Source organism: Desulfovibrio legallii, from assembly GCF_900102485.1.
Lineage (GTDB): Bacteria > Desulfobacterota > Desulfovibrionia > Desulfovibrionales > Desulfovibrionaceae > Desulfovibrio > Desulfovibrio legallii_A.
This window is the reverse complement of sequence record NZ_FNBX01000006.1, coordinates 66,967-92,053: the sequence shown is the minus strand read 5'-3', so window position 1 is coordinate 92,053 and position 25,087 is coordinate 66,967. Positions and strand designations below refer to the sequence as shown.

Genomic DNA, 25,087 nt, shown 5'->3' with positions numbered 1-25,087 from the left:
GAGAGGGAAACGCCATGCACGATACTGCCCTGGAAACCATCGCCGCGCACGCGGCCGCCGGCGCGCGCCTGCGCGAAGAATTTTTCCGCCTGCGGGCCGAGGATCTGCGCCTTGCCGCCCTGCGCACGGCGGCCTGCCTGGCCCAGGGCGGCAAGGTTCTGTTCTGCGGCAACGGCGGCAGCGCGGCGGACGCGCAGCACCTGGCCGCGGAGCTGGTCAACCGCTTTCTTATGGACCGCCCCGCCCTGCCGGGCCTGGCCCTGACCACGGATACCTCCGCCCTTACCGCCATCGGCAACGACCTGGACTTCAGCAGGGTTTTCGCCCGTCAGGTGGAGGCGCTGGGGCGCAAAGGGGACGTGCTGGCGGGCATTTCCACTTCCGGCAACAGCCCCAACGTGCTGGCCGCGCTGGAGACGGCCCGCCGCGCAGGCCTCTGCACCATAGGATTTACGGGCAACGGCGGCGGCGCCATGGCCTCCCTCTGCGATATCCTGCTGGACGTGCCCCACACAAGCACGCCGCTTATTCAGGAGACGCACATCGCCGCCGGCCATTTACTTTGCCAGTTAACGGACTATTATTTGTTTGAGAATGTGGCCGCCCTGCAACCCCTGCTGGCGACGGCCGCCAGAACCGAGGTCTGATCATGCCCATTTATGAATACAGCTGCACCAAATGCGGACGCGATTTTGAAGAACTGGTCTTTGACGACGCCGCGCCCGTCTGCCCCCACTGCGGCTCCCACGCCACGCACAAGCTCATGTCCTGCTGCGCCCACCACGCGGGCGGCAGTGCGGGCGGCGACTATGCCCCGCCTTCGGGCGGCAGCGGGGGCGGCGGCTGCGCCGGCTGCTCCGGCGGCAACTGCGCGAGCTGCGGGCACTAGGCGGCCACATGCGCGCATCCATCACCATTGCCACCCGCGGCAGCCAGCTGGCCCTCTGGCAGGCCAGGCACGTTGCCACGCGGCTCCGTACCCTGCAGCCAGACCTTGAAGTACAGCTTGAAATCATCAAAACCAAGGGCGACGTCATCCAGGACGTGCCTCTGGCCAAGGTGGGTGGCAAAGGGCTGTTCGTCAAGGAAATTGAAGAGGCCCTTCTGGACGGCCGGGCCGATCTGGCCGTGCACAGCATTAAGGACGTGCCCATGGAGCTGCCCCAGGGGCTCATCCTGGGCTGCATTCCCCGTCGGGAAGAACCCGCCGATTGCCTGCTCTCCTGCCGCTGCGCAAGCCTGGACGCCCTGCCGCAGGGGGCCTGCATGGGCACCAGCAGTCTGCGCCGTCAGGCCCAGCTTCTGGCCCTGCGGCCCGACCTGCGCATTGAAAGCCTGCGCGGCAATGTGGACACGCGCCTGCGCAAGCTGCGCGAAGGCCGCTACGACGCCATCATGCTGGCCACGGCGGGCCTGCGCCGCCTGGGCCTGAGCGCGCCCCACGTCCAGATTCTGGATCCGGAGCGCTTTCTGCCCGCCGTGGGCCAGGGGGCGCTCGGCATTGAATGCCGGGAAGACGCCGCAGATCTTTTCCCTTTGCTGGCGCAACTGGAGGATACCCCCACCCGCGTCTGCGTGGAGGCCGAGCGCGGTTTTCTGGCCGGCCTCGACGGCGGCTGCCAGGTGCCCATTGCCGGGCACGCCCGCCTGCTTTCGGACGACGAGCTGACCCTCACGGGTCTGGTGGCGCAGGTGGACGGCAGCGTCCTCTTGCGGGAAAGCGTCCGCGGGCACACCTCCCTGGCGCGTCAACTGGGCCTGGATCTGGCCGCAACCCTTTTGTCCAGAGGCGGCCGCGCCATTCTGGCTCAACTTTATCAGCAATAAACGCATGCCCACCATCACACCCCTCCCCGCGTCCCGTCTGCACGCCACCTTTGATCCCGCCCGCGTGCCTTGGGAAGACAGCCGCCAGATTCCGCAGCCGCGCAACGGGCGGCGCAATCCTTTCCAGCCCCGCGCCATGCAGGCCCTGGATCTGGCCCTGCAGATCAAGGCCCTGGGCTACAACGTTTACCTTTCCGGCGATCCGGATCTGGGCCGCAGCCACATGCTGCTCGCCTATCTGCGGCCGCAGGCCCGCAAGGCCCCCACGCCGCCGGACCTGGTCTATGTGCACAATTTTGCCGATCCGGACCGCCCCACCCTCCTGGCCCTGCCCGCAGGGCTGGGCAAAAAGCTCAAGCAGAGCCTCAACGAGCTGGTGGAGCAGATTGAAAAAGAGCTGCCCCGGCGTTTTGAGGCCGGCGCGTACGTCAAGCGCCGCGCCCGGCTGGTGGACACTTTCCAGAACGCGCGCCTGGGGCTTCTGCGCAAGATGAACTCCGTGGCCGTGGACAAGGGCTTCAACCTGGATATGGACGACAGCGGCGGCCTGACCCTCTACCCCCTGGTGGAGGGCAAACGCCTGAGCGAAGAGGAGTTTGACCGCCTGGACAGCACCGTGCGCCTCAAGCTCAAAACCCGCGGCGACACCCTGGTTCAGGCCATGTCCGGCTTTATGCGGCAGCTGAGCCGGGCGGAGGAAACCCTCCAGGACGGCGAGCGCGACCTGGAACGCGAGGCCTTAAACCAGGTGCTGGACGCCCAGCTCAACCCCTTGCGCCAGCGCTTCCTCAAGGCCTGCCCCCAGGTGCCCGGACTGACGGCCTATTTTGACGCCCTGCGCGAGGACATGCTCAAAAATCCCGACGCCTTCCTGCAGCGTGAGGCCCCCGCCGCCCCCGGCGACCACGGCCAGGGCGCCGACGACGTGCGCTACCGCTACGCGGCCAACCTGCTGGTGGACAACAACAACCTTACGGGCGCGCCCGTGGTGGTGGAGGACCACCCCACGGCCGTGAATCTGCTGGGCTGCGTGGAGCGCGAATCGGAAATGGGGGCCCTGGTCACGGATTTCACCCTCATCCGGGCGGGCAGCCTGCACCGGGCCAACGGCGGCTTTCTGGTGCTGCATGTGGAGGATCTGCTCCAGCACCCCACGGCCTGGGAGGGTCTGTTGCGCGCCCTGCGCGCCAATGAGGCCCGCATTGAGGATACGGGCGAAAACCCGGATACCGCCATCCGCACCAAGGGCATTACGCCGGATCCGGTGCCCCTGGAGCTCAAGGTGCTGCTCATCGGCGACGACGAGCTGTACGAAACCCTGCTCCTCAACGACGAGCGCTTCCCCAAGCTCTTCCGCATCAAGGCCCACATGGCCGAGGTCACGGAGCGCACGGCCGCCAATATCCGCGCCTACCTCACCCACCTCTCCGTCATGATCGACGAGGATGCGCTGCCGCCCTTTGACCGCACCGCCCTGGCCTGGCTCATTGACCTGGGCTCGCACCTCTGCGAGGACCAGCGCCGCCTCTCCCTCCGCTTTCCCCTGCTGCGCGAGATCATGATCGAGGCCGCCGCTCTGGCCCGCCTGCGCGGCGCGGCCATGGTGGACGCGCCCGTGCTGGAGGAAGCCTACGCCGCCAGAACCTACCGGGCCAATCTGGTGGAAGAGGCCTTTATGGAGGATTACGACCGGGAGATGATCAAGGTGCGCACCGCGGGCAGCGCCATCGGCCAGGTCAACGGGCTTTCCGTCACCTGGCACGGCGATTTTGAATTTGGCCTGCCGCACCGCATTTCCTGCTCCGTGGGCGTGGGGCACGAAGGCATTATGGATCTGGAGCGCGAAGCCGAGCTGGGCGGGCCCATCCACACCAAGGCCATGATGATCCTCAAAAGTTACCTCACGGATCAGTTTGCCCGCAAAAAGCCGCTGGTGCTTTCGGCCTCCCTCTACTTTGACCAGAGCTACGCGGGCATTGAGGGCGACAGCGCCTCCGGCGCGGAGCTGGCCGCCCTGCTCTCGGCCCTGGCCGAAGCGCCCGTGCGCCTGGACCTGGCCTTTACCGGCGCGGTGAACCACACCGGCCAGATTCTGGCCGTGGGCGGCGTTACCAGCAAGATTGAAGGGTTTTATAAAGTCTGCGCCCGGCATGGACTTACGGGCACCCAGGGCGTCATCATCCCCCACGACAACGCGGATCACCTCATGCTTGCGCCGGACGTGCTCGCGGCTGTGGAACAGGGGCGCTTTGCCATCTACACCGTGCGCAGCATTGAGGAAGCCCTCACCCTGCTCACGGGCCTGCCCGTGGGCCGCCGCCTCAAGAACAGCGGCTTTACCCGCGGCAGCCTCTATGACAAGGTGGATCGCCGCCTGGAACAACTGGGGGACTACGCCCAGAACGCCTTCCGCCGCCCCCGGCGAAGCTGACGCCGCGCGCCCTGGCGTGGGGCCGCCCGGCGGTAAAAAGCCCCGGCTGTGAATACGCGCCCGGCGTCGCGCCGACACGCTCTTCAAAGCAAAAATGCCGTCTCCGGTAAAGCGGGGACGGCATTTTTGCGGCTACAGCGCCTCAAGGCATATGGCCTCCAGCGTTTGCCGCCACGGCATTTCAACTTGAAATGTCGTGCCGGCTGCGTAAGCAGACGCGCGCCGTGTGGGCGTAAGCGCAATGCATTTGCGCTGGCAAGCGCCGGGAGGGGCGTGTCGCAACCTTTGAGAATGCACCTTCCCAAAGGTAATCTGCTCTATTGGTCAAGATTTTCCGTCAGCCCCTCCAGCCAGCGGGCCATGCGAGCGGTCTGCTCCAGATGCCAGAGCGAGGCCATCAAGGGCGAAAGGCTGCCGCCCTCCGGCGCGTACATGGCTATGGAGCCGTTCCGCCGCAGGCTCTCCCAGGCTTCCAGCGCCTTGGTCAGGGCCGCTGCCCGTTCCTGCGGCAAGGCCTGCGCCAGCCGCCCGCGCAGATCGGCGGCCTGCCGCTCCAGCCTGGTCTGCTCCGCCTCCATGCAGACCTGCATGGCAGTGGTTACGCCCGCGGCTTCGTCCATGCAGTTTTGGTAAGCCGGGCTGAACAGGCTTTCCTGCGCGCGCGGGGCTTCGCCTCCGGTTTCCGCCTCAAGGGCGGCGGAAGACGATGCGGCTTCGGGCCTTGCCGCATCAGGCGCCCCCCCAGGGGAAGGGGCGGCCTGCTCTGCGGCTGCAGCCGGGGCCGCCGTGCCCTTTTGCGCGGCGGCCTGCTCCAGGGCGGCCTGCACGGGCGAGGTTGCCGCCGCAGCGGCCGCGGCAACGCCGCAAAGCACAAGCGCCGCCAGCAGGGATACTGTCCTGACTACCATGGGTCCACGTGGCAAACGCATGGAAAGCTCCTTGCAAAACGCGATATACCGAATAAATTTACGCGCGATGGAGTCAACGCGCAAGCCCTGCTGCAGCCTGTCGCGCCGCAGTGCTGCGACCGCGCGGCACACCCCGCAAGCCAGGCCCCTGGCGGGCAGAGCCGGTACTTCAGAAAGCGCTTGGCAGTTCTTGCCCCCCCACAAAGGCAGCCTCCCGCCCCGGCGCATCCCCCCAGCCGCAGGCCGCGAGGGGCAGCCCAAAGTAGCGGGCAGCCGTTCCGCAACGGCCAAGCCCCTGGGAACAGAGTAACGTTGCGAATATACATGCGCAAAGTTCACGGCACGCGCGTTCCAACGCTGCGCAGCGCCAGCAACTTGCGATTCCGCCTGCACAGCGGGCATCTGCCCACGCAGCTGCCACGGCGTTTCAGAGTTGCAACGCTCTAACGGTACTCGCGCCCGGACCAGAGCACCCGCCCGATGACGCGGAACTGCTCCGCGCAGTCGCCGCGCAGGTCAAGGCTCACCGGCGGATAGGCCGGGTTCACGCTGTGCAGCACGATCTTGCCGGGCAGTTTGTCGATGCGCTTGATGTAGATGGCGTCTTCAAAACCCACGGCGTACAGGCGGCCTGGGCTGATTTCCGTCTGCCCCCGGTCCAGCAGCACCAGGTCGTTGTCAAAAATTTCCGGCACCATGCTGTCGCCGGAAACCCGCATCAGCACCATGCGCCGGGGGTTGCCCTTGCGGCGCAGGAAGTCGCCGCGGAAGGCGTAGCCGCCCTCGCTGTGGGCGCTGACTTCCAGGCTGCCTGTCCCGGCCGAAAGGCGGGCTTCGGCCAGGGGCACGGTGATCAGATCGCTTTCGCAATCAGCCTGCACGCTGGGCAGCTCCCCTTCCGCGGCCTCAGGCAGGCGCATGGGGCCGCGCCCGAAAAACAGCCAGTGGGCGTTGACGCCCGTGGCGGCGGCGCAGGTCTGCACCCAGGCCGGGGGCACCTCGCCGCGTTTGCGCGCGCCGCTGACGGATTGGGGGGTGATGCCCAGGGCGCGGGCCAGCTCGGCGTCGGTATGGGCCTCAAGCGCCTGCATCAGGCGCTGTAACATGGCGTCACACTGAAAAGAAACGGTATGCGACATCTGCGGATCCTCCGCCGAGAGGGCGCGCGGCGTGGGCCATAAACGGCCAGCGCCCGACGCGCCCGGCGAGCGACGGTTTGCGAAGAGTAAACACCTTTTGTTAAAAACTATGCGCCTTCGCCTAAAAAAGCAAGAAAAAATTGATTTACTGCTCCCAAAAATCAATTTTTTACGAATATTGCTAAGAAAAAAATTACACCTTGCCAGAGATATTTTTTTGCCGTACTCTTACTGCATAGAGCGTTTGTGGATATTTACATGGCAATTGTGCCGAAATTTTTACAAATTTTCAAAAATATAGCTCTGATACGCTTATGTGTTTTTTTGTGTTTACAAAGTATTGTGCAATGTGACTGCATACGCAAAAAGCGCAGCATTGCACAGTAAAAATCATTTATTACTCCTGAAAAAACTTTTACAGCACACAACACAAATTTTTTCTATCCAGAAAAAATACGCCAATGGGCTTTCCCAGGCGCAAGTGTGCCGACCCGATGCAGATGTTGTTATCCGTATGTCTGACATCGCGGCAAACAAATGATGTTATTGGCGGTTATCGCAATGGTGCATGAACTGTTTTATGGAAGTTCGGTAGATACCGAGGAGGCGGCGCTGTACTGGTGCGGTCAACGCTGATGGCTCCAGTACGTTCGTTTTGACAGCCGTTACGGCTGTGCTTCCATATACTCGCCCCTTGGGCTACACCCGCGGCATGTTATGCTGCGGCAGAAGGAGAGTATATGGCAAAAATTTCCATCCAGAACCTTTCAAAAGTCTTCGGACCCCATCCGGAGCACGCGCTGGAGCTGGCGCTTCAGGGCGCATCGCGCGAGGACATTCTGCGGCGGACCAAGTCCACCCTGGCCCTGCGCGACATCTCCCTTGAGATTTCCCCTTCGGAGCTGCTGGTGGTCATGGGCCTTTCCGGCAGCGGCAAATCAACTCTCCTGCGCTGCCTTAACGGCCTGATCATGCCCAGCGCCGGCAAAGTGCTGGTGGACGACCAGGACATCACCGCCATGAACGCCCGCAACCTGCGGCGCATGCGGCAGCGCTGCTTTGGCATGGTCTTTCAGAATTTTGCCCTTCTGCCCCACCGCACCGTGCTGCACAATGTGGCCTTCGGCCTGGAGGTCATGGGCGCGCCTGAGGCCGAACGCCTGCGCAAAAGCGCCGCCACACTGGAGCGCGTGGGCCTGGCCCAGTGGGCCAACGCCTACCCCGCCGAGCTCTCCGGCGGCATGAAGCAGCGCGTGGGCCTGGCCCGCGCCCTGGCCCTGGAGCCGGAAGTGCTGCTTATGGACGAAGCCTTCAGCGCCCTGGACCCCCTTATCCGCCAGGAAATGCAGGACGAGCTGCTCTCCTTGCAGGAAGACATCCACAAGACCATTGTTTTCATCACCCACGACCTCAACGAGGCCTTCAAGCTGGGCGACCGCATCGTGCTGCTGCAGGACGGGGCCGTGGTGCAGACGGGCACGGCCGAAGACATCCTCAAATCCCCGGCCAACGACTATGTGGCCCGCTTTGTGGCCTCTGCGGACGCCTCGCAGGTGCTCACGGCGGCCAGCGTCATGAAGCGTTCCGAGGCCTGCGCCGTGCTGGGCCTGGACGGGCCGCGCTCCGCCCTGCGCAAGATGCGCGTCCATTCCCTGGCCTCGCTCTTCGTGCTGGACAGGCACCGCCGTTTTGTGGGCATCCTGCACGCCGCCGAGGCCGAACGCCTGGTGAGCGAAGGCCGTTCGGATCTGGAATCCATCACCCACACGGACATTGCCACCGTGCGGCCGGACGCGCCCGTGAGCGAGCTGCTGCCCCTCATGGCCGACCTGCCCCATGCCCTGGCCGTGGTGGATGAAAACCGCCGCCTGCAGGGCGTTATCGTGCGGGGGCTGTTGCTGGGCGCGCTGGTGGAACACCGCGATACGGGAGGAACCCTTGATGCTGCCTAGAATCCCCCTGGCCGAAACTATCGACAGCCTGGTGGAGGAGCTGGTCGTCCTCTTCTCCGGCTTTACCCGCGCCGGGTCCGCGGTCATGCTTTCCCTGCTGGACGGCTTTGAACACGCGCTGCTGCTGCCGCCGCCCTGGCTGTTCATCCTCCTTCTGGCCACCCTGGGCTGGTGGGTTACCCGACGGCCAGGGCTGCCCGTCTTTGTGCTGCTGGGCTTCGGCCTGCTCTGGAACCTGGGGCTGTGGGCCCCTGCCATCAGCACCCTGGCTCTGGTGTTGGCCGCCACCCTGCTTTCCGTGCTGCTGGGCGTGCCCTGCGGCATTCTTACGGCCATGAGCCCCTGGGTTCGCCGGGTGATCATGCCCGTGCTGGACGTTATGCAGACCATGCCGGCCTTTGTCTATCTTATCCCGGCCATTCCCTTTTTTGGCATCGGCAAGGTCAGCGCCGTGGTGGCCACGGTCATATTTTCCGTGCCCCCGGCCATCCGGCTGACCTGCCTGGGCATCCAGCAGGTGCCCCACGACCTGGTGGAATGCGCCGAAGCCTTCGGGGCCACCCGGCTCCAGCGCCTGTGCAAGCTGGAGCTGCCCTTGGCCATGCCCACCATTGTGGCGGGCGTGAACCAGACCATCATGCTGGCCCTCTCCATGGCCGTCATCGCGGCCATGATCGGCGCGCGGGGCCTGGGCGGCGAAGTGTGGAAGGCCATCCAGCGGCTGCAGGTGGGCAGCGGCTTTGAGGCGGGGCTCGGCATCGTTATTGTGGCCATTACCCTGGACCGTCTGTTCCGCGCCCTGGCCCGCAAAAGCGCTGGCCGCACCCGCTAGGGCCTTTCACGCCTGAAATGCTCCAGCCCCGCCCCGTTCCACCAGGGCATCCCCCCCTGGGCGCAAACCGGGGCATATCCCCCAAAACCTGTTACAGGAGGACCCTATGAAAAAAACTATCCTCTGCGCCGCGCTGGCGCTGTTGCTCTGCTGGGCGCTGCCCGTGCAGGCCAAGGAAAACAAAACGCTCAAGATCGTCTATGTGGAATGGGACTGCGCCACGGCCTCCAGCAATCTGGCCAAAGCCGTGCTGGAAGACCGCCTGGGCTACAAGGTGGAGCTTCTGCCCGTGACCCAGCCCATCCTCTGGACCAGCCTGGCCAGCGGCGACGCCGACGCCATGGTCACGGCCTGGCTGCCCGATACCCACAAGGATATGTACGGCAAGGTCAAAAATCAGGTGGAAATGCTGGGCAAGCTCACCGGCGGCGCGCGCCTGGGCCTGGCCGTGCCGGACTACGTACCCCTCAAATCGGTAGAGGAGCTGAGCACCAACGCCGCCAAGTTCAAAAAACGCATCGTGGGCATCGACCCCGGCTCCGGCATCATGCAGCTGACGGAAAAGCTGCTCAAAGACTACAACATCAAAAACATGGAGCTGGTGGAAGGCAGCGGCACCATCATGACCTCCAGCCTGGCCGACGCCATCCGCAACAAGGAATGGATTGTGGTCACGGCCTGGTCGCCGCACTGGATGTTCGGCCGCTGGAAGCTGCACTACCTGGACGACCCCAAAGGCAGCCTGGGCAAGGAAGAAGGCATCTATAACGTGGGCCGCAAAGGTCTGAAAAAGGACCACCCCGCCGCCTGGGCCTTCCTCACGCGCTTCAGCTATACGGGCGCGGACCAGCTGCAACAGCTCATGGCCTGGAACCAGGAAAAAGGCGCGGACCCGCTGAAAAACGCCCGCCGGTTCATGAAAACCTACCCGGACCAGGTGAACGCCTGGCTGCAGCAGTAACAACATCCCCCCTGCCGCAGACTGAAAAATAAAAAAGCCGCAGCAGTGAAAAGGCCCGAACCGCAAAGGTTCGGGCCTTTCTTTGTCGGCGCGCAGCCGCCCTCCGCGTCGGCAACGGCGTTCAGATCAGGCCGGCGCTCAACTGCGCCTCAAAGTAGGCGATGGTCTTCTGCAGACCGGCCTGAAGGGGCACGCGGGGCTCCCAGCCCAGCTTTTCCCGCGCCAGGGAGATGTCCGGGCGCCGCTGTTTGGGGTCGTCGCCGGGCAGGGGCTCGCAGACAATGGCGGAAGCGCTGCCGGTCAGCTCCACCACCATTTCGGCCAGCTGACGGATGGTGAATTCTCCAGGATTGCCCATGTTCATGGGGCCCACGAAATCGGCGGGCGAGGCCATAAAGCGCAGCATGCATTCGATAAGATCGTCCACATAGCAGAACGAGCGCGTCTGGCTGCCGTCGCCGTAGATAGTGATGGGCTTGTTGCGCAGGGCCTGAACAATGAAGTTGGAAACTACCCGGCCGTCATTGGGGTGCATCCTGGGGCCGTAGGTATTGAAAATACGCCCCACTTTGATGGGCAGGCCGCCCTGCCGCCAGTAGGCAAAGAAGAGCGCCTCGGCGCAGCGTTTGCCCTCGTCGTAACAAGAGCGGATGCCGTTGGGGTTCACATGGCCCCAATAGCTTTCGGGCTGGGGGTGTACGTCCGGATCGCCGTAGACCTCGCTGGTGGAAGCCTGAAAAATGGGCGCGCGCAGGCGCTTGGCCAGGCCCAGCATATTGATGGCCCCGTGCACGCAGGTTTTGATGGTCTGCACCGGGTCGTGCTGGTAGTGGATGGGCGAGGCCGGGCAGGCCAGATTATAGATTTCGTCCACTTCCACATACAGGGGGAAGGTCACATCGTGGCGGATAATCTCAAACCGCCGGTTGTCCATAAACGCTTCCACATTGGCGCGCGCGCTGGAAAAAAAATTGTCCACGCAGAGCACTTCGTGCCCCGCTTCCAGCAAACGCTCGCACAAATGCGAACCCAAAAAACCGGAACCGCCGGTGACCAGAACCCTTTTGCGCAGATGCATGCTGCCCCCGAAGACGCTATGGTTATGCCGCCCCAACGCTGTTTTCCCCAAAGGCGCAGACGCGCTGCGCGGCAAAAAGCACGCTGGCCCGCCGCGCAAGGCACTGCCGGGCCCCGCTCGGCCTTCGGCCGAAAAAATGGCTTTAGCCGTTTCGGCCCCCCGCGTCAAACGGCGGCCGCGCCGGCTGTGGCAGCATAGTCCGTTTCCCTGCGGACGACAACCAGGCTGCCGCCGCGCGGGCCCCCACAAAAAAGACCGGCCGGGAGGAAGCCCCGACCGGCCCAATAATGCCGGATCCGCCCGCTGCCGCGGCAAACGCTTACCAACGGTCGTGGTGCACCTTGGCGGGATCAAAGCGATCCGCCTCTTTGAACGGCTGCGCGGGGTGCCCCACCACCACCAGGCCCAGAATATTAACGGCTTCCGGCACCTGCAAAAGCTCCCGAATGGGGCGCACGCGGTCCTCAAAGGGATACATGCCGCACCAGACCGTGCCCAGGTTCAGGCCGCGTGCGGCCAGCAGGATGTTTTCCAGCGCCGCGGCGCAATCCTGCTGCCAGAAGCCCGCCTCCTTGGCCTCCGCCGGGTTGGCGCAGACAATGATGACCACCGGGGCTTCGGCGGCCATTTTGGCGTAAGGATGACGCTGGGCAATGCCCTGGCGCTGGGCCTGGTCGCGCACCACCACAAAATGCCAGGAACGGGAATTGTGCGAGCTGGGCGCGCACATGGCCGCTTTGAGCAGGGTGGCTACGTCCGCCTCGCTCACGGCTTCCGGCGTAAACTTGCGGATGCTGCGACGGGTGAAAATGGCTTCCAACACGTCCATAACTGTTCTCCTTCAAACCTGTTGCCCGTAGAAGGGCATCCTTAAGGGCAGGCAAGGCGCGCGCCAGACTGGCAGTGGCGCAAGCCCTGTGCGTCTTGCGCCTTTGCGGCGGATGTCCACCAGCGCAGCCACCAGCACATTCCAGGGCTGCGCTTGCACCCTGGGCCGGCGTCGCGGGGGCAGACACGGCCATCGCCCGCGATGCTGCCGCTTTAAGACATATCCCAGTTGGGATACATGGTCCAGATGCCGCAGGGGCAGATGCCGGCGCAGATGCCGCAGCCGATGCAGCGTTCCGGATCCGAAACGTACTCAAAGCCGCCGCCCTCAGTCTCCTTGCGGTCAATGGCCTTTTCCGGGCAGGATTTGAGGCACATTTTGCAGTCGCGGCAGGTGCCGCAGCTGACGCAGCGGGCGTACTCCTCCTGCGGGCGGGGCAGGTCACTATCATGGCATTTGGCAAAATAGGCCGTATGCAGGCGCGTGGTGGGCACCAGCGGTTTTTTCTCCGGCGTCCAGGTCGCGCCCTTAAGCCAGGCGTCGGCGGCAAAGGCCGCGTTGCGTCCGGAGCCGATGGCGTGCACCAGAAGGCCCGGCTTGATGACGTCGCCCACGGCAAACACGCCGTCCATGACGCTCTGGTCGGCTTTGGGCTTCAACCACTGGCGGAACTTTTCCACCCCTTCGGGCAGGAAGGAGAGGTCCGGCGCTTCGCCGATGGTGATGATGACCATCTGGCCGGGAATGAGCCGCCCATCCTGAACGATGATGCCCTCGTCGGTGATTTCCTTGGTCTGCACAGGCCAGATGAGCTTGCCGCCCAGGTCTTCAATGTGCTTGATCTCGTGCGCAAAGGCGGCGGGCTTCTGCACATCGATGCAGGTGACGTGCCTGGCGCCCATGGCGTAGGCCCCGGCGGCCGCGTCCATGCCCGCATTGCCGCAGCCGATGACGATGACCTCGTCCGGCACGGCGGGATTTTCACCCTTGTTCACGGCCTTGAGGAAGTCGATGCCGGGCACGATTTTTTCCTTGCCGGGCCAGTCGAAAATGCGCGGCATATGCCCGCCCGTGGCTACAACAAGGGCATCGTGGCTTTGGCGCAGCTCCGCGAATTTGGCGGCGTCCACCTTGCAGTTGGTCACAAAGCGCACGCCCATGTCCTCAATGCGCTTAAGCTCCTTGCGCAGCAGGTCGTGGTTCAGGCGAGCGCGGGGGATAACCTGCTCCAGCTTGCCGCCCATGACGCTGTCCGCCTCATACACGGTCACGTCGTGGCCCATGCGGGCCAGCTGCCAGGCGGCGGTCAGGCCGCCCACCCCGCCGCCGATGACGCCCACATGCCTGCCCGTGCGTTCTTCGGGCTTGGGCACCTGGATATCGGCGGAGCAGGAACCAAGCTTACCGATCTGCACCGGGCTGTCCAGCAGGCCGCGCGTGCAGTCCTGCATGCAGGGGTTGGGGCAGACGCTGCCGCAGACCGAGCCGGGGAAGGGGGTGTAATCGAGCACCAGGCGGTAGGCCTCGTCCACCTTGCCCTCGCGCAGCAGGTTGAGCCGCCGCTGGGTGGGGATGGAGGCCGGGCAGTTGAACTCGCAAGGGGCCGCGTAGCGGGCGTTCTCCCACAAAGGCACGCGCAGGCGGTAGTCCCCGTGGGCCACCAGCCCGTTGACCCGGAAGTCGTCCGGGGCCACGTCGCTGAAGATGCCGTCCTTGATCCATTCCTGGGCGCGGAAGTCGTCCAGACCGGGCTTGTCCGCCAAGTGGCTGCGCACGTCAAAGGAGAGCGGGACGATTTTTTGCCAATCTTCCCAGCAGGTCAGCGCGTCGCGCAGTTCCGGCCGGCCCACAGCCGCCAGAAAATCCTCCATCCCCGTGGCCAGCCAGGCCTGGTCGGCCTCTTCCAGCGCTGCAGCGCGCACGTCCGCGGGCAGCGCGCCCACGGGGCCGCGTACATAGACCACGCCGCCCACCATGCCCACGCAGGGCCGCTCGCCCAGGACAGAAGGAAAATCCGCACAGTCCCAGCCGCAGACCACGGCCTTGCCGCCGCCCATAAACTCGAAGGAGAAGCTGCCCACATTTTTGAGCACCCACAGCTCCGGGGGCTCGTACACGGGGTCGTGCTTCATGAGCGAACCGGTACGGGTGCCCGCGCGGCCGCCGATGTAGACCACGCCCGCGGCCGCGCAGTGAGCGGCCGTGTCGCCCGCGTCGCCGCGCACCACAATGCGCCCGCCGGCGTTGAGCCAGCCCACGTCGGCCGGGGCCGAGCCTTCCACCAGCACTTCCGTGTTTCCCAGACACATGGAGCCCACGCGCTGGCCGGGATTGCGCACCGTGAAGGTCAGCTTTTTGCCTTCTTTGTTCCAAAGGGGGCCGCCGATATCGTGCTGCCCCGAGGCCTCAATATGAAAATCCGTCTCACCGGCGGCCACCGCGGCCTCTATGGCCAGCAGCAGGTCCTGGGTGGACATGCGTTCGTGTTCGTGCACCGTGCTTACGCGCAGCATGTTCCGCTCCTCGGCATTTCTACTCTTGTCAACCGGGACAAGGGGTCAGCAGGCATACTGGATGCCCAGTTTGTCGGCCACGGCCTTGTCCGTGGAAACCAGGGCGTCGGAGCGCCCCACCGGCAGGGAGCTGTTGCCCACCGGGGCCAGCAGCTTGCGCAGCTCGTCGTCAAAGGCCAACATGTAGTCCACCACGTTCTGCGCGCCGCGGTCCACATCCAGGCGTTTGACCAGCCGGGGATCCTGGGTGCAGATGCCTGTGGGGCACTTGCCCGTGTTGCAGGCGTTGCAGCGCCCGTGCTCGTTGCCCACGCAGCCCAGAAGCTGGATGAGTATCTTGCCCATGATAACGCCGTTGGCCCCCAGGCAGATCATCTTGAAGGCGTCTGCCGCGGCGTTGCCGGTCATGCCGATGCCGCCGCCGGCCCAAAGGGGAATCTGCCCCTGCAGGCCCTGCGCCACGGCAGCCTGGTAGCAATCGCGCAGTTTGGAGACAATGGGATGGCCCGTGTGCTCCAGGGAAACCTCGTTGGCCGCGCCCGTGCCGCCCTGAATGCCGTCAATAAAGAACCCGCCGCAGATTTTGTACGGATCGCGCAGCAGGTTGTTGTACACGGAAACGGACGTGGCCGAAGCGGCGCACTTGATGGCCACGGGCACGCGGAAGCCGAAGGCCGCATTGAGCGAAAGGTGCATTTTCTGCACGGATTCTTCAATGGAATAGAGGCCCTGATGGTTTGGCGGCGAGTGCAGGGTGGCCTTGGGCACGCCGCGGATGGCCTGGATGTGCGGGGCCACCTTGGCGGCGGGCAGAAGGCCGCCGTCGCCGGGCTTGGCCCCCTGACCGATCTTGATGAGCACGCCCGCCGGGTCCGTTTTCATGCGGGGCATGGCCTTGATGATGCGGTTCCACCCGAAGTGGCCGGAGGCGATCTGCAAAATCATGTACTTGAGCTGCTCGGATTCCAGCAGCTTGATGGGCATGCCGCCCTCGCCGGAGCACATGCGCACGGGCATGCCGCATTTTTCGTTGAGGTAGGCCGTGGCCAGGGCCAGGGCCTCCCAGGCGCGGGTGGAGAGCGCGCCGATGCTCATATCGCTGAAGATGGCCGGGTAGATCCAGTGCACCGGGGGCGTATGCCCGCTGAGCACCAGGTTGTCGCCGTCCACGGTCAGGGGCAGCTCCTGCGCCAGCATGACGCGGCCCAGGGGGGAACGGATGTCAAAGGTGTGGCGCTCCGAATCCAGGGCCGGGTCGGTCATCTGGCTGATGCGGCCCACCACAATGGCGTCCAGGGTGCGGGGCGGGTTCAGATTGGTGCGCCCGCCGCGCTTGATGGGCCCGTGGTGCCGGGCCAGGAGGGGGAAGCGGCTGTCCTCGTTGCGCACCGGGCGGATGGCCCGGTTGGGACAGATTTTTTCGCACATGCCGCAGCCCACGCAGGCTTCGGCAATGGTGTGCCGCTGCGCGATGACGGGCCGGGCCATGTGCTCCTGACTGGGATCGGGAAAAGCCTTGCGCGAAAGGGTCACGCTGCGGCGCATCATGCTCACTTCAAGGGCGTTGAACGTACAGGCCGCCACGCAGGAACCGCACATGGTGCACAGCTCCGGGCGGTATTCGATCTTCCAGCGCAGATCGTTAACGCTCACGTCCTGGGTTCTTACTGTTTCCATCTTTGCACCGCCAGGTCGTTGTCGATGACCACCATTTCCCGCTCGTTGGGGTAGATATCGCCGGCGATGTCGCGGTTGGGCAGAATGGCGTTGAGCCCGCAGACTTCGGAGGTAATGGCCACCATGTTGTCGTCGCTGCCCACCACCACGGGCCGCAGTTTTTTGGAATCGCAGCAGGTGATCATTTTGCCGTCGGGCAGAAGCCCGATGATGGTGTTGGGTCCGTTGATCTCCAGGTGGGCCAGGGATTCCCGGATAAGGGCCAGCACCTGCCTGTCTTCGCGCTGCTCCGCCTCCACAAAGGGCAGCGGCGTGATGACGTGCTTGTAATACTTGATGGGCCAGCGCAGCTCATGCAGCACATAGTGCAAGGTGTAGAGAAAATTCTGCGAATCGGACTCAAAGCCCACATAGCCCCGATGCAGGGACTTCTGAAACTCTTTGTTCTTGGTGAAAAAAGTGTTTTCGCCGTTGGCGCAGAGGGTGTAGCCCTGCAAAAAGAAGGGGTGGGCCGCGTAGCGCACGATATCGTAGTTGGTGTTCTGGCGGCACTGGGTGACGATGTTGCGCGCGGTAAGGCGGTCCGTATCGTCCCAGAGGCGAAAATAGGTGGCGATGTCCGCCGGGTCGCCGATTTCCTTAAGGGTCAGCACGTCCGGCCAGAAGGAGTAGACAAAGCCGTTGTCGTCCTTCTCCAGCAGGGCGCGCAAGGCCAGGCGCGTGTCCAGCAGCAGATCCTCGCGGGCTTCGCGGCCGGCGTCCCGGTAGCCTTCCGGGTAGTCATAATTGCGAAAGACGTAGCGCGGCATGGCCTTGATGCGCAGACCGGGGCGTTTGTCCACCTCCGGCACCCATTGGGCCACCTGCACAAAGCCCTTTTTTTCCATGTAGTCGTCCACAAGCTGCACGCCCTTGGTGGTACAGGCCAGGGAAAGCAGGGGCTTATCCTTGTAATGCCCGAATACGCCTTCCAGGTCCTGCATGACCATGGCAAAGCCGGAGTTGTCGTGCCCTTCCTGCTGCGGCAGCATGAGATTGAGCGCCAGCGCCGGCGGCACGGGCGTTCTGCTTTTGATGGAACCGATTCTGCACATAGCGTAACCTCTGGAAAGATGCGCCGCGGCACAGCCCTCCGCAGGGAGGAGACCGGGGCGCTTATAACCCGAATGTGAGCGCGCGTCCGTAAAATCCGACGACGAAACAAGCGCGCGGACCGCGCGATGCCCGCGCGGACAGCCGCTGCCAGCCGCCCTGCGACCGCAACCGAAGGGTGTGTGCAACGAACGCGGCTGACCAGCAGCCGCGTAAATGCGACGTGTGCGGTTCCTCGTTCCGCAAAAAACGGGGTTCCGCCGCACTATGGCGCCGTCATTCAGCCCTGGCGGAGGCTAACGCCGGCAAAGGGGGGAAGGCAATATTGCTACAAACGGATACGATGGGCAAGCGATAAATGGCCACTTTTTCCAGCACAAGGGTGGAGGGAGCCCAGGCGGGCCGCCCCCACCCCCGCGGAGCAAGGCCTGCTAGCGCAGAGACTCCAGCCGCCGGATGGCCTCGGCCGTATCCTCCGGCGAACCGAAAGCCGTAAGCCGCACATAACCTTCGCCGGAGAGCCCAAAGCCCGCGCCCGGCGTGCAGACCAGGGCCGCGCTCTCCAGCAGATGATCAAAAAAGCCCCAGGAGGTCGCGCCCTGGGGCACGCGCACCCAGATGTAGGGCGCGTTCACCCCGCCGTAGACCTCAAGCCCCATGCCGGTCACAGCGGCGCGCAGCTGGGCGGCGTTGCGCTGGTAGCCGCCGATGACGCCCATGATCTGCGCCCGGCCCTCAGGGCTGTAAGTGGCGGCCGCGGCGCGCTGCACAATGTAGGGGCAGCCGTTGTACTTGGTGCACTGGCGGCGGTTCCACAGCCCGTTCAGGGCTGTCATGCCGCCCTGGCCGTCGCGCACCTTAAGGGCCTTGGGCACCACGGTATAGGCGCAGCGCAGGCCCGTGAAGCCGGCGGTTTTGGAAAAACTGCGAAATTCCACGGCCACTTCCTGCGCGCCCTCCAGCTCATAGATGCTGTGGGGCACCTCCCCTTCCGTGATAAAGGCCTCGTAGGCCGAATCATAGAGAATAACGCAGCCTTCGCGCCGGGCGTAGTCCACCCAGCCCTGCAGGGCCTCGCGGGAAAGCACCGTGCCTGTGGGGTTGTTAGGGTAGCACAGGTAGATAAGGTCAGGCCGGGTTTTGGGAAATTCCGGCACGAAGTCGTTTTCATTGAGGCAGGGCAGGTAGACCAGACGGTCCCACTGCTTGTCCGCCATAACGCCGGCCCGGCCCGCCATGACGTTAGAATCCACATAGACAGGATAGACCGGATCCGTCACAGCCACCACGCTCTCTGCGGCAAAGAGCTCCTGAAAGTTGCCCACGTCGGACTTGGCTCCGTCGCTCACAAAGATTTCGTCCGGGCTCAGGTCCACGCCGCGCGCTTTGTAATCGTATTCGGCGATGACTTCGCGCAGAAAGGCATAGCCCTGCTCCGGCCCGTAGCCGCGAAAATGGGCCGCGTCGCCCATTTCGTCCACCGCCTTGTGCAGGGCCTCGATGACGGCGGGAACCAGCGGCCGGGTCACGTCGCCGATGCCCAGGCTGATGACGCGGCGGTCGGGGTTGGCGTCCTTGAACACAGCCACCTTGCGGGCGATGTCCGAAAACAGATAGTTGCTCTGGAGCTTGAGAAAATTGCCGTTGACCGTAGTGCGCATGGACTGCATCCTTCTATGCTGCATAATGACGGCAGCGATGACGCCCCTGCCGCCGGGTTGTTACTACAGAAAATATGTGCCGGTAAAAACGGTCTCGGCCCCGCCCGTCATATAAACATGGTTGGAGGCCTCATCCCAGTGCACCTTGAGCACGCCGCCCCTGAGCTGCACCGCCACCTGGCGGCTGGTGCGGCCGTTAAGCACGCAGGCCACGGCGGCGGCGCAGGCACCCGTGCCGCAGGCCAGGGTTTCGCCCGCGCCGCGCTCCCAGACCCGCATGCGGATGGCGGTGGAAGAAGCCACCTCCACAAACTCGGTATTGGTGCGCTGGGGAAAGAGCGGATGGTGCTCAAACTGCGGGCCCAGCTCCGGCAGATTCAGGGCGTCGATGCCCTCCAGAAAGACCACGGCGTGGGGATTGCCCATAGATACGGCCGTCACGGCATAGGTTGTGCCGGCCACTTCAACGGGGCGGGCCACAAAACGCTGGCTGCCGTCGGGGCGCTCGTCCGTCACGGGAATGCGGGCGGGGTTGAGCTCCGGCTCACCCATATCCACGGTAGCCCCGCATACCTCACCGCCTTCAAACAGCAGCCGCACCACCTTTTCGCCCGCGCGGGTCTCCACCCGGATGACGTCCTTGGCCAGAATGCCGTGGTCGTGCACATATTTGCCTACGCAGCGGATGGCGTTGCCGCACATTTCCGCTTCGGAGCCGTCGGCGTTGAACATGCGCATGCGCACGTCCGCCGTGCCGGAAGGCAGGATAAGCACCAGGCCGTCCGAACCCACGCCGAAGTGCCGGTCGCTGACGCGCCGGGCGAGCTCGCCGGGGTTTTCCACCCGCTCCTCGAACCCGTTAATATAGACATAGTCGTTGCCAATGCCCTGCATCTTGGTAAAATGCACTGCAGCGGTCATAAAAAACTCCTTTGCGGGCAGAAAAAAACGCACAGGACACAGCGTCTCGTCGGCAGTTCTGCAATGTGACACTTTACGCCTTGTCTGGCCAAAAGTAAACACACCCGCCCGCAAAGGCAAGCCCGGCGCGGTTCACTTGCGCCCTTTTGCCCACGGCGCAGACCGTCAGGCGCGGCGACGCGGCTGCCCCTTCTGCCTCTGACGGGCGCAAACGCCGCAGCGGCGTCTCCACGCAAGCACCAAGGCCTGCCCCGCGGCGTCACCAGGCCGCAAGCCTCCTCCGCATGCAGCGCGCCCCCGCCTGGGAGCAGAGCCGCAGCCCCGGCCGCTCCACAGGCCGCGCGCCACACCCCCAATCACCATCTGCGGGTTGTCGAGGCGCAGATTCCGGCCATGGCGGTCGGCTCACACCAAACGGCCATTTGCGTGGCCGCGCGGTGGACGACCTCCCCCCCTACGGGAAGGTCTCGCCGACGATCGAAAAAATTTCTTTTTTATACGCAAAAAAAATTTTTCACATCGAATCTATCTGATTTTTTTAAATAAAATTATGTTAATCAAGATTAAAAAATGCAAATGAATCCTCCTGACATCTTTGCATTTTTTATAATTTTAGCTATCACGAGTGTTCCGCACGCCGCTTGACTTTTCCGCTTATTATGATCAATTCCTGACAAAAGCGGTCTACATTAAAGGCAACGGCGGAAGCAGCGCCCAAGGTGCGGGAAGCGCGGCTGCAGCGACAAAAGGCCGAGGCCGCACCCCGCGTGCAAACCCAGATCAGCGGCATCACGACCCACGGGAGAAAACTCATGAGCATTGTGTTTTATGTCCTGGGCTACCTGGCGGTAGTCGGCTTCTTCTGCATGGCCTATATCAAGATCCGGGCCTACCTGGCGTCCAGCCCCCTGCACGTGCGCTGGGAGCTGTATCCCGTCCCCCATGAGGGCCCCAAAAACGCTTACGGCGGCAGCTTCATGGAAGAAAAGGACTGGTGGACTCATCCCCGCCATGTGTCCCACCTGGGGGATATCAAGGCCCTGCTGACCGAGGTGCTTTTTCTGCACGCCACCTTTGAGCACAACATCAAGCTCTGGGCGCGCACGTATCCCTTCCATGTGGGCATGTACATGCTCATGGGCGGCACCATCATTGTGCTCTGCGCCGCCGTCGCCCAGCTCTGCGGGCTGAACCCCCAGGGCGGGCTCATGATCTTTGTGGGCAACGTCATCAACGCCATGGTCCTGATAGGCGCCGTCTGTATCATCGTGGGTGGGCTTGCCCTGGTGCAACGCCGCCGCAGCGACCCCGGCCTGCGCCGCTACAGCACGCCGGAACACTACTTCAACCTCCTGATTTTCGTGCTTTTCGGCGCGCTGGGCCTGGCCGCCTGGGCCACTGCTCCCTCCTACTTCGAGCTGGCTCGCGGCTTTATCTATAATCTGCTCACCGCCAATTTCGTGCTGCCCCAGAACGCCCTCTTTGTGCTGCACCTGCTGGTGGGCTTCTTCCTGCTTATCTGGATTCCCATGACCCACATGGGCCATGTTTTCATGAAATATTTCACCTATCACGACATCCGCTGGGGCGACGAGCCCACCGCCTACAGCGCTAAAAACCAGGGAAAAATCAACGAAGCCCTGCAGTACAAGGTCAGCTGGGCCGCCAGCCACATTGCCGGCGACGGCGCGCCCAAATCCTGGGTGGACGTGGCCACCACCAACCCCGCGGCCCCCAAGCCCGCAGCCCCTGAAAAGAAAGATTAGGGAGTCCCACATGAAAGACAACCTGCAATTGACCGACGTTTCCACCGCCGAAGGGCAGATGGTCAGCATTGACCTCAAAGACATTCCTGAGCTGCCCGTGGACATGGCCACCATGCCCTGGAAGCCCTTTACCGAGGAACAGAAGGCCGAAACCGCCTGTATTCTCGACGACGTCTGCGTGCTGAATATCCCCAAGCCCAAGAACAAGGAAGAGGAAGAAGAGCTGGTCAACAAATTCCTCAATGGCATGCGCAAGCTCTTCAGCAAGGAAAACAACTGGACCTTCCTGCCCATGCTGGAAACCAGCATGGACTACTGCGCCCAGTGCAACTCCTGTTCCGAGGCCTGCCATTTGTATGAGATGTCCGGCAAAAACGAGATGTACCGGCCCAACTTCCGCTCCGAGATTTTCCGCCGCATCTACAAGCAGTATGTGAAGAAGGAGCCCCTGGCCAAATGGCGCTACGGCGACATGCACCTCAACTGGAAAACCGTGGCACGCCTGGGCGAGCTGGCCTACCGCTGCAACCTCTGCCGCCGCTGCGCCCAGGTCTGCCCCATCGGCGTGGACAACGGCCTGCTGGCCCGCGAGATCCGCAAGCTGTTCAGCCAGGAGCTCGGCATCTACCCCAAGGAACTGCACGAAAAAGGCACCATGAACCAGATGAAGTGCGGCTCCTCCACAGGCATGACGCCGGAAGTGGTCAAGGACAACGTGGAGTTCATCGACGAGGACTACACCGAGATCACCGGCGTGGGCATCCACACGCCCTTTGACGTCAAGGGTGCGGACATCATGCTGCTGCACAACGCGGGCGAAATCATGGCCTGGCCCGAAAACATCGCCGCCTTCTCCCTCATCTTTCAGGAGGCGGGCCTCTCCTGGACGCTCTCCAGCCACGCCATGGCCTATGACGGCGTGAACTACGGCGTGTTTTACGACGACGCCCAGACCGCCCGCATCGCCTTGCAGCACATGATGGCGGCCAAGGAACTGGGCGTGAAGAAGATCGTCATCGGCGAATGCGGCCACGCCCACAAGGCCCTCACCGTCATCGCCGACCGCGTTATCCCCTATGAATACCAGGTGCCGCGCGAAAGCTGCTATGTGACCCTGCGCGACATCGTCATGAGCGGCCGCCTCAAGCTGGACCCGGCGCGCAACGACTTTCCCGTGACCCTGCACGACCCCTGCAACATCGTGCGTCTTATGGGCATTGTGGAGCCGCAACGCGAAATCCTGCGCAAAATCGCGCCCAAGTTCCGCGAAATGCCTTGCCACGGCGTTGATAACTACTGCTGCGGCGGCGGATCCGGCTTTGCCATCATGACCCGCAACAATATCGAACAATGGCGCGGCAACATCTCTGGCCGCAAAAAGATGTGGCAGATCAGCGAAGCCTTCAAGGACTGCCTGGGGCCGGAAACCAAAAAGTACATCTGCGCCCCCTGCTCCAACTGCAAAGGGCAAATTCGCGAAATTCTGGAGCACAACGACCTGTACACCAAGAACAACTTCGCCTACGGCGGTCTGGTGGAGCTCATTGTCAACGCCATGACCAACGTGAACCCCGGCTATATCAAGTTTGAGGGCGCCGAGGAAGAAGCCGAGGCCGAAGCGTAACCAAAACCGCATCCGCAAGCGCGCTTGCCGCGCGACAACGACGGCCCATCCCGGCAGAACCGGGATGGGCCGTCAACATTGTTCCCGCGCCAAGCGCTCAGAGCGGGTCACTCCTGCCACTGCCTTTCAACGGCAGGCCAAATGCTCACTCCGGCGTTTACGCCTTTGTGGCGAACGCCTGCTTGCGCAGCCGTCAGAATATATCGGGGGGGGGGGGCACAGCGCTGCACCAAGGCGCGTCCGCTTGACGCGGCGGTCTGACTGCGGGCTCAAAATCCGGAATAATCCAGCACGCTGTTGAGGGAAGCGCTGTGGCTCCGCACCGCGCCCTGGTCAAAGGTGTGGCGCGTCAGCCGCCAGGCCTCCAAATCCAGCACGTCCAGCTTGCCGCGCTGCTCAGGCCGAAGCTGGGCGCGCACGGCGGCCAGCACTGCGTCCACAGGAAAATAAACACCTTCAAACGAAATGCGGGCCATGTCGCCCTCGCGCTCCAGCACGGGCACGTCATCCGCGGCAGGCAGCGCGTCGGCGCAGGCCGCCGCCAGGGCGGCGTACCCGGCCGCGTCCACCGGATACAGGTGGCCGTACACTTTCAGGGGCACATCGTTCCTCATGGCTGTCGTCCTTTACCGCCTGAAGGTCGCGTCGCCTGGGAGGCGGCCGGGCCGGAAATCTCCTGGGGCAGTACCGCGCCGTCGGCCTCCGCAGGGCTGCGCTGCGGTGCGGGCTTTGCGTCCTGTTTTGCCGGAGGCGCGGCCTTTTCCGGCGGCTGCGCCGCCGCAGCCTTCAAGCACTGGCCTTGCGCTCGCGCGGCAGCCAGGCCCTCACAATCCCCCAGCGCGCAGGCAGCGGCAAAATCGGCGCACATGCCCGTCGCATGACGCCGCAGCTGCCGCACGGTCCCGCGCGCCCGCAGCATCCGCGCGCGCTCCGCGCCCTGGGGGGCCCGGCCGTGCCAGGAGGCCAGGGCGGCGCTCAAATCGTCTTCAGCCAGGGCCAGCTGCTGCAGCCGCCAGTGAGCCAGGGCCCGCACAAAGCGGGCGTAGTTCAGCTCCGGGGCCAGACGCAGGGCTGCGGTACAGGCGCCTATGCTCTGTTGCGGCAAATCCCGCTGCAATTGCACTTCGCCCAACAGGAGCAGGACAGCGGCGCTCTGGGGCAGCCGCACCGCCGCACGCTCCAGCGCGTTGAGGCTTTCAGGACGCGCAAGCCAGACGGCCGCATCCGGCCGCAAGGCCGCCAAGGCCGCGCTCACGGCCTCCAGTCGTCCGGCAAGGCCCTCTGCGTCACGGCCCCCATCCGCCGAGGGCGCAGCGTCCGCGCCAGGCGGCGCGGACGTTGGCAAAACGGCCCTGGCCCGATACCACGCTCCGCCGCGGGCGGCCGGGGCCGGCGCGCACACCAGGGCGAGCGCAGCCGCATAGTCCCGCAACAGACGCCGGTACACGTCCAGCGCTTGCGGTTGGCGCAACCACGCGGCCAGGCGCGCCTCCTCATCCGGTCGGGGGGCCAGCGTCACTTCCACCCGGCCCGCGCCCGCCGGGCGCAACACAGGGGTATATAAGGCTGCAGCCAAGGCCGCCTGCGTTTCCGGCGCGTCCAGGCTCAGGGCCACGTCCCGCCGCTGCCGCAGCCGGGCCGACGCACCGCGCAAGGCCTCCAGGTAGGCTGCAGCCTCCGCGCAGGCCCGCTCAAGACGGGCGTCGTTGGGTTTGACGGGGCAGGCTGCGGCCACCGTTATGGCCGCGGGACCGACCGTTGCCGCCGCCGGTGCGGGCGCGGCCTCAGTGCCGGGCGCGGCGGCCGCCTGTGCAAAGCCGCCAAACAGCAGGCCGCCGGCCATAATGACCGGCGGCACAGCCATAAGCCCCCACCC

At 64.2% G+C, this 25,087-nt stretch carries 21 protein-coding genes; 10 read left to right on the top strand and 11 right to left on the bottom strand.

From position 1 onward, the window contains the following. Positions 1 to 14: 14 nt before the first annotated feature. From BLS55_RS05320 to BLS55_RS05305, 4 genes are read left to right on the top strand one after another with little or no spacing between them, the layout of a single operon-like run. Complete coding sequence (locus BLS55_RS05320) at positions 15 to 647, top strand: D-sedoheptulose 7-phosphate isomerase (protein WP_092153326.1); 633 nt, start codon at positions 15 to 17, stop codon at positions 645 to 647. A 2-nt stretch (positions 648 to 649) separates the two neighbouring features. Continuing rightward, a complete protein-coding gene (locus BLS55_RS05315) occupies positions 650 to 889 on the top strand; it encodes an FmdB family zinc ribbon protein (RefSeq protein ID WP_092153325.1) in 240 nt (79 codons plus the stop codon). A gap of 8 nt (positions 890 to 897) precedes the next feature. After that, on the top strand, positions 898 to 1,827 hold the full coding sequence (gene hemC / locus BLS55_RS05310) for a hydroxymethylbilane synthase (protein WP_092153324.1): 930 nt from the start codon (positions 898 to 900) through the stop codon (positions 1,825 to 1,827). Positions 1,828 to 1,831: 4 nt separating this feature from the next. Further along, positions 1,832 to 4,258, top strand: coding sequence for a Lon protease family protein (locus tag BLS55_RS05305; RefSeq protein ID WP_092153323.1), 2,427 nt, complete (start codon positions 1,832 to 1,834; stop codon positions 4,256 to 4,258). Between the two features lie 317 nt (positions 4,259 to 4,575). Here BLS55_RS05305 and BLS55_RS05300 read toward each other — a convergent pair whose 3' ends face one another. Together BLS55_RS05300 and BLS55_RS05295 are read right to left on the bottom strand one after the other, a co-directional pair. After that, positions 4,576 to 5,187: a lysozyme inhibitor LprI family protein gene (locus tag BLS55_RS05300; protein ID WP_143339523.1), complete on the bottom strand. Its 612-nt coding sequence runs from the start codon at positions 5,185 to 5,187 to the stop codon at positions 4,576 to 4,578. Between the two features lie 422 nt (positions 5,188 to 5,609). After that, a complete protein-coding gene (locus BLS55_RS05295; RefSeq protein WP_257243139.1) occupies positions 5,610 to 6,305 on the bottom strand; it encodes a LexA family transcriptional regulator in 696 nt (231 codons plus the stop codon). A gap of 349 nt (positions 6,306 to 6,654) precedes the next feature. On the opposite strand from BLS55_RS05295, the gene BLS55_RS12085 reads away from it, so the two are divergent. The 4 genes from BLS55_RS12085 to BLS55_RS05280 all read left to right on the top strand — a co-directional run bounded on the left by BLS55_RS12085 (position 6,655) and on the right by BLS55_RS05280 (position 10,050). Next, complete coding sequence (locus BLS55_RS12085; protein ID WP_180365402.1) at positions 6,655 to 6,846, top strand: hypothetical protein; 192 nt, start codon at positions 6,655 to 6,657, stop codon at positions 6,844 to 6,846. Between the two features lie 199 nt (positions 6,847 to 7,045). Further along, positions 7,046 to 8,257: a quaternary amine ABC transporter ATP-binding protein gene (locus tag BLS55_RS05290; protein ID WP_092153321.1), complete on the top strand. Its 1,212-nt coding sequence runs from the start codon at positions 7,046 to 7,048 to the stop codon at positions 8,255 to 8,257. Then, positions 8,247 to 9,089, top strand: coding sequence for an ABC transporter permease (locus tag BLS55_RS05285; protein WP_092153320.1), 843 nt, complete (start codon positions 8,247 to 8,249; stop codon positions 9,087 to 9,089). Before BLS55_RS05290 ends, BLS55_RS05285 begins: the two co-directional genes overlap by 11 nt. A 106-nt stretch (positions 9,090 to 9,195) precedes the next feature. Further along, a complete protein-coding gene (locus BLS55_RS05280; protein WP_092153319.1) occupies positions 9,196 to 10,050 on the top strand; it encodes a glycine betaine ABC transporter substrate-binding protein in 855 nt (284 codons plus the stop codon). A gap of 121 nt (positions 10,051 to 10,171) precedes the next feature. Here the strand turns inward: BLS55_RS05280 and BLS55_RS05275 are convergent, their stop codons facing one another. From BLS55_RS05275 to dapF, 7 genes are all read right to left on the bottom strand, one after another. Further along, on the bottom strand, positions 10,172 to 11,128 hold the full coding sequence (locus BLS55_RS05275) for a UDP-glucuronic acid decarboxylase family protein (RefSeq protein WP_092153318.1): 957 nt from the start codon (positions 11,126 to 11,128) through the stop codon (positions 10,172 to 10,174). Between the two features lie 319 nt (positions 11,129 to 11,447). Further along, positions 11,448 to 11,957 carry a nitroreductase family protein gene (locus BLS55_RS05270; protein WP_092153317.1) on the bottom strand — a complete coding sequence of 170 codons (510 nt, stop codon included), beginning with the start codon at positions 11,955 to 11,957 and terminating at the stop codon, positions 11,448 to 11,450. Positions 11,958 to 12,169: 212 nt separating this feature from the next. Continuing rightward, complete coding sequence (locus tag BLS55_RS05265) at positions 12,170 to 14,470, bottom strand: FAD-dependent oxidoreductase (RefSeq protein ID WP_092153316.1); 2,301 nt, start codon at positions 14,468 to 14,470, stop codon at positions 12,170 to 12,172. A 45-nt stretch (positions 14,471 to 14,515) separates the two neighbouring features. After that, complete coding sequence (locus tag BLS55_RS05260) at positions 14,516 to 16,147, bottom strand: glutamate synthase-related protein (RefSeq protein ID WP_092153315.1); 1,632 nt, start codon at positions 16,145 to 16,147, stop codon at positions 14,516 to 14,518. Further along, the gene (locus BLS55_RS05255; RefSeq protein WP_092153314.1) at positions 16,135 to 17,241 is read right to left on the bottom strand and encodes a class II glutamine amidotransferase domain-containing protein; all 1,107 of its coding nucleotides are present in this window, start codon (positions 17,239 to 17,241) and stop codon (positions 16,135 to 16,137) included. The genes BLS55_RS05260 and BLS55_RS05255 overlap by 13 nt, the downstream gene beginning before the upstream one ends. 429 nt (positions 17,242 to 17,670) lie before the next feature. Next, positions 17,671 to 18,900 carry an LL-diaminopimelate aminotransferase gene (locus BLS55_RS05250; RefSeq protein ID WP_092153313.1) on the bottom strand — a complete coding sequence of 410 codons (1,230 nt, stop codon included), beginning with the start codon at positions 18,898 to 18,900 and terminating at the stop codon, positions 17,671 to 17,673. A gap of 63 nt (positions 18,901 to 18,963) precedes the next feature. Next, a complete protein-coding gene (gene dapF / locus BLS55_RS05245; protein WP_092153312.1) occupies positions 18,964 to 19,821 on the bottom strand; it encodes a diaminopimelate epimerase in 858 nt (285 codons plus the stop codon). An 812-nt stretch (positions 19,822 to 20,633) separates the two neighbouring features. On the opposite strand from dapF, the gene BLS55_RS05240 reads away from it, so the two are divergent. Both BLS55_RS05240 and BLS55_RS05235 read left to right on the top strand, forming a co-directional pair. Next, the gene (locus tag BLS55_RS05240; protein WP_092153371.1) at positions 20,634 to 21,587 is read left to right on the top strand and encodes a respiratory nitrate reductase subunit gamma; all 954 of its coding nucleotides are present in this window, start codon (positions 20,634 to 20,636) and stop codon (positions 21,585 to 21,587) included. 10 nt (positions 21,588 to 21,597) lie between these two features. Further along, positions 21,598 to 23,211, top strand: coding sequence for a (Fe-S)-binding protein (locus tag BLS55_RS05235; RefSeq protein ID WP_092153311.1), 1,614 nt, complete (start codon positions 21,598 to 21,600; stop codon positions 23,209 to 23,211). Positions 23,212 to 23,480: 269 nt separating this feature from the next. Here BLS55_RS05235 and BLS55_RS05230 read toward each other — a convergent pair whose 3' ends face one another. Both BLS55_RS05230 and BLS55_RS05225 read right to left on the bottom strand, forming a co-directional pair. Next, entirely contained in the window at positions 23,481 to 23,825 is a 345-nt protein-coding gene (locus tag BLS55_RS05230; protein WP_092153310.1) for a hypothetical protein, read from the bottom strand. Continuing rightward, positions 23,822 to 25,075 (bottom strand): tetratricopeptide repeat protein, encoded by a 1,254-nt coding sequence (locus BLS55_RS05225; protein WP_092153309.1) that lies wholly within the window; start codon positions 25,073 to 25,075, stop codon positions 23,822 to 23,824. The genes BLS55_RS05230 and BLS55_RS05225 overlap by 4 nt, the downstream gene beginning before the upstream one ends. Between the last annotated feature and the right edge of the window lie 12 nt (positions 25,076 to 25,087).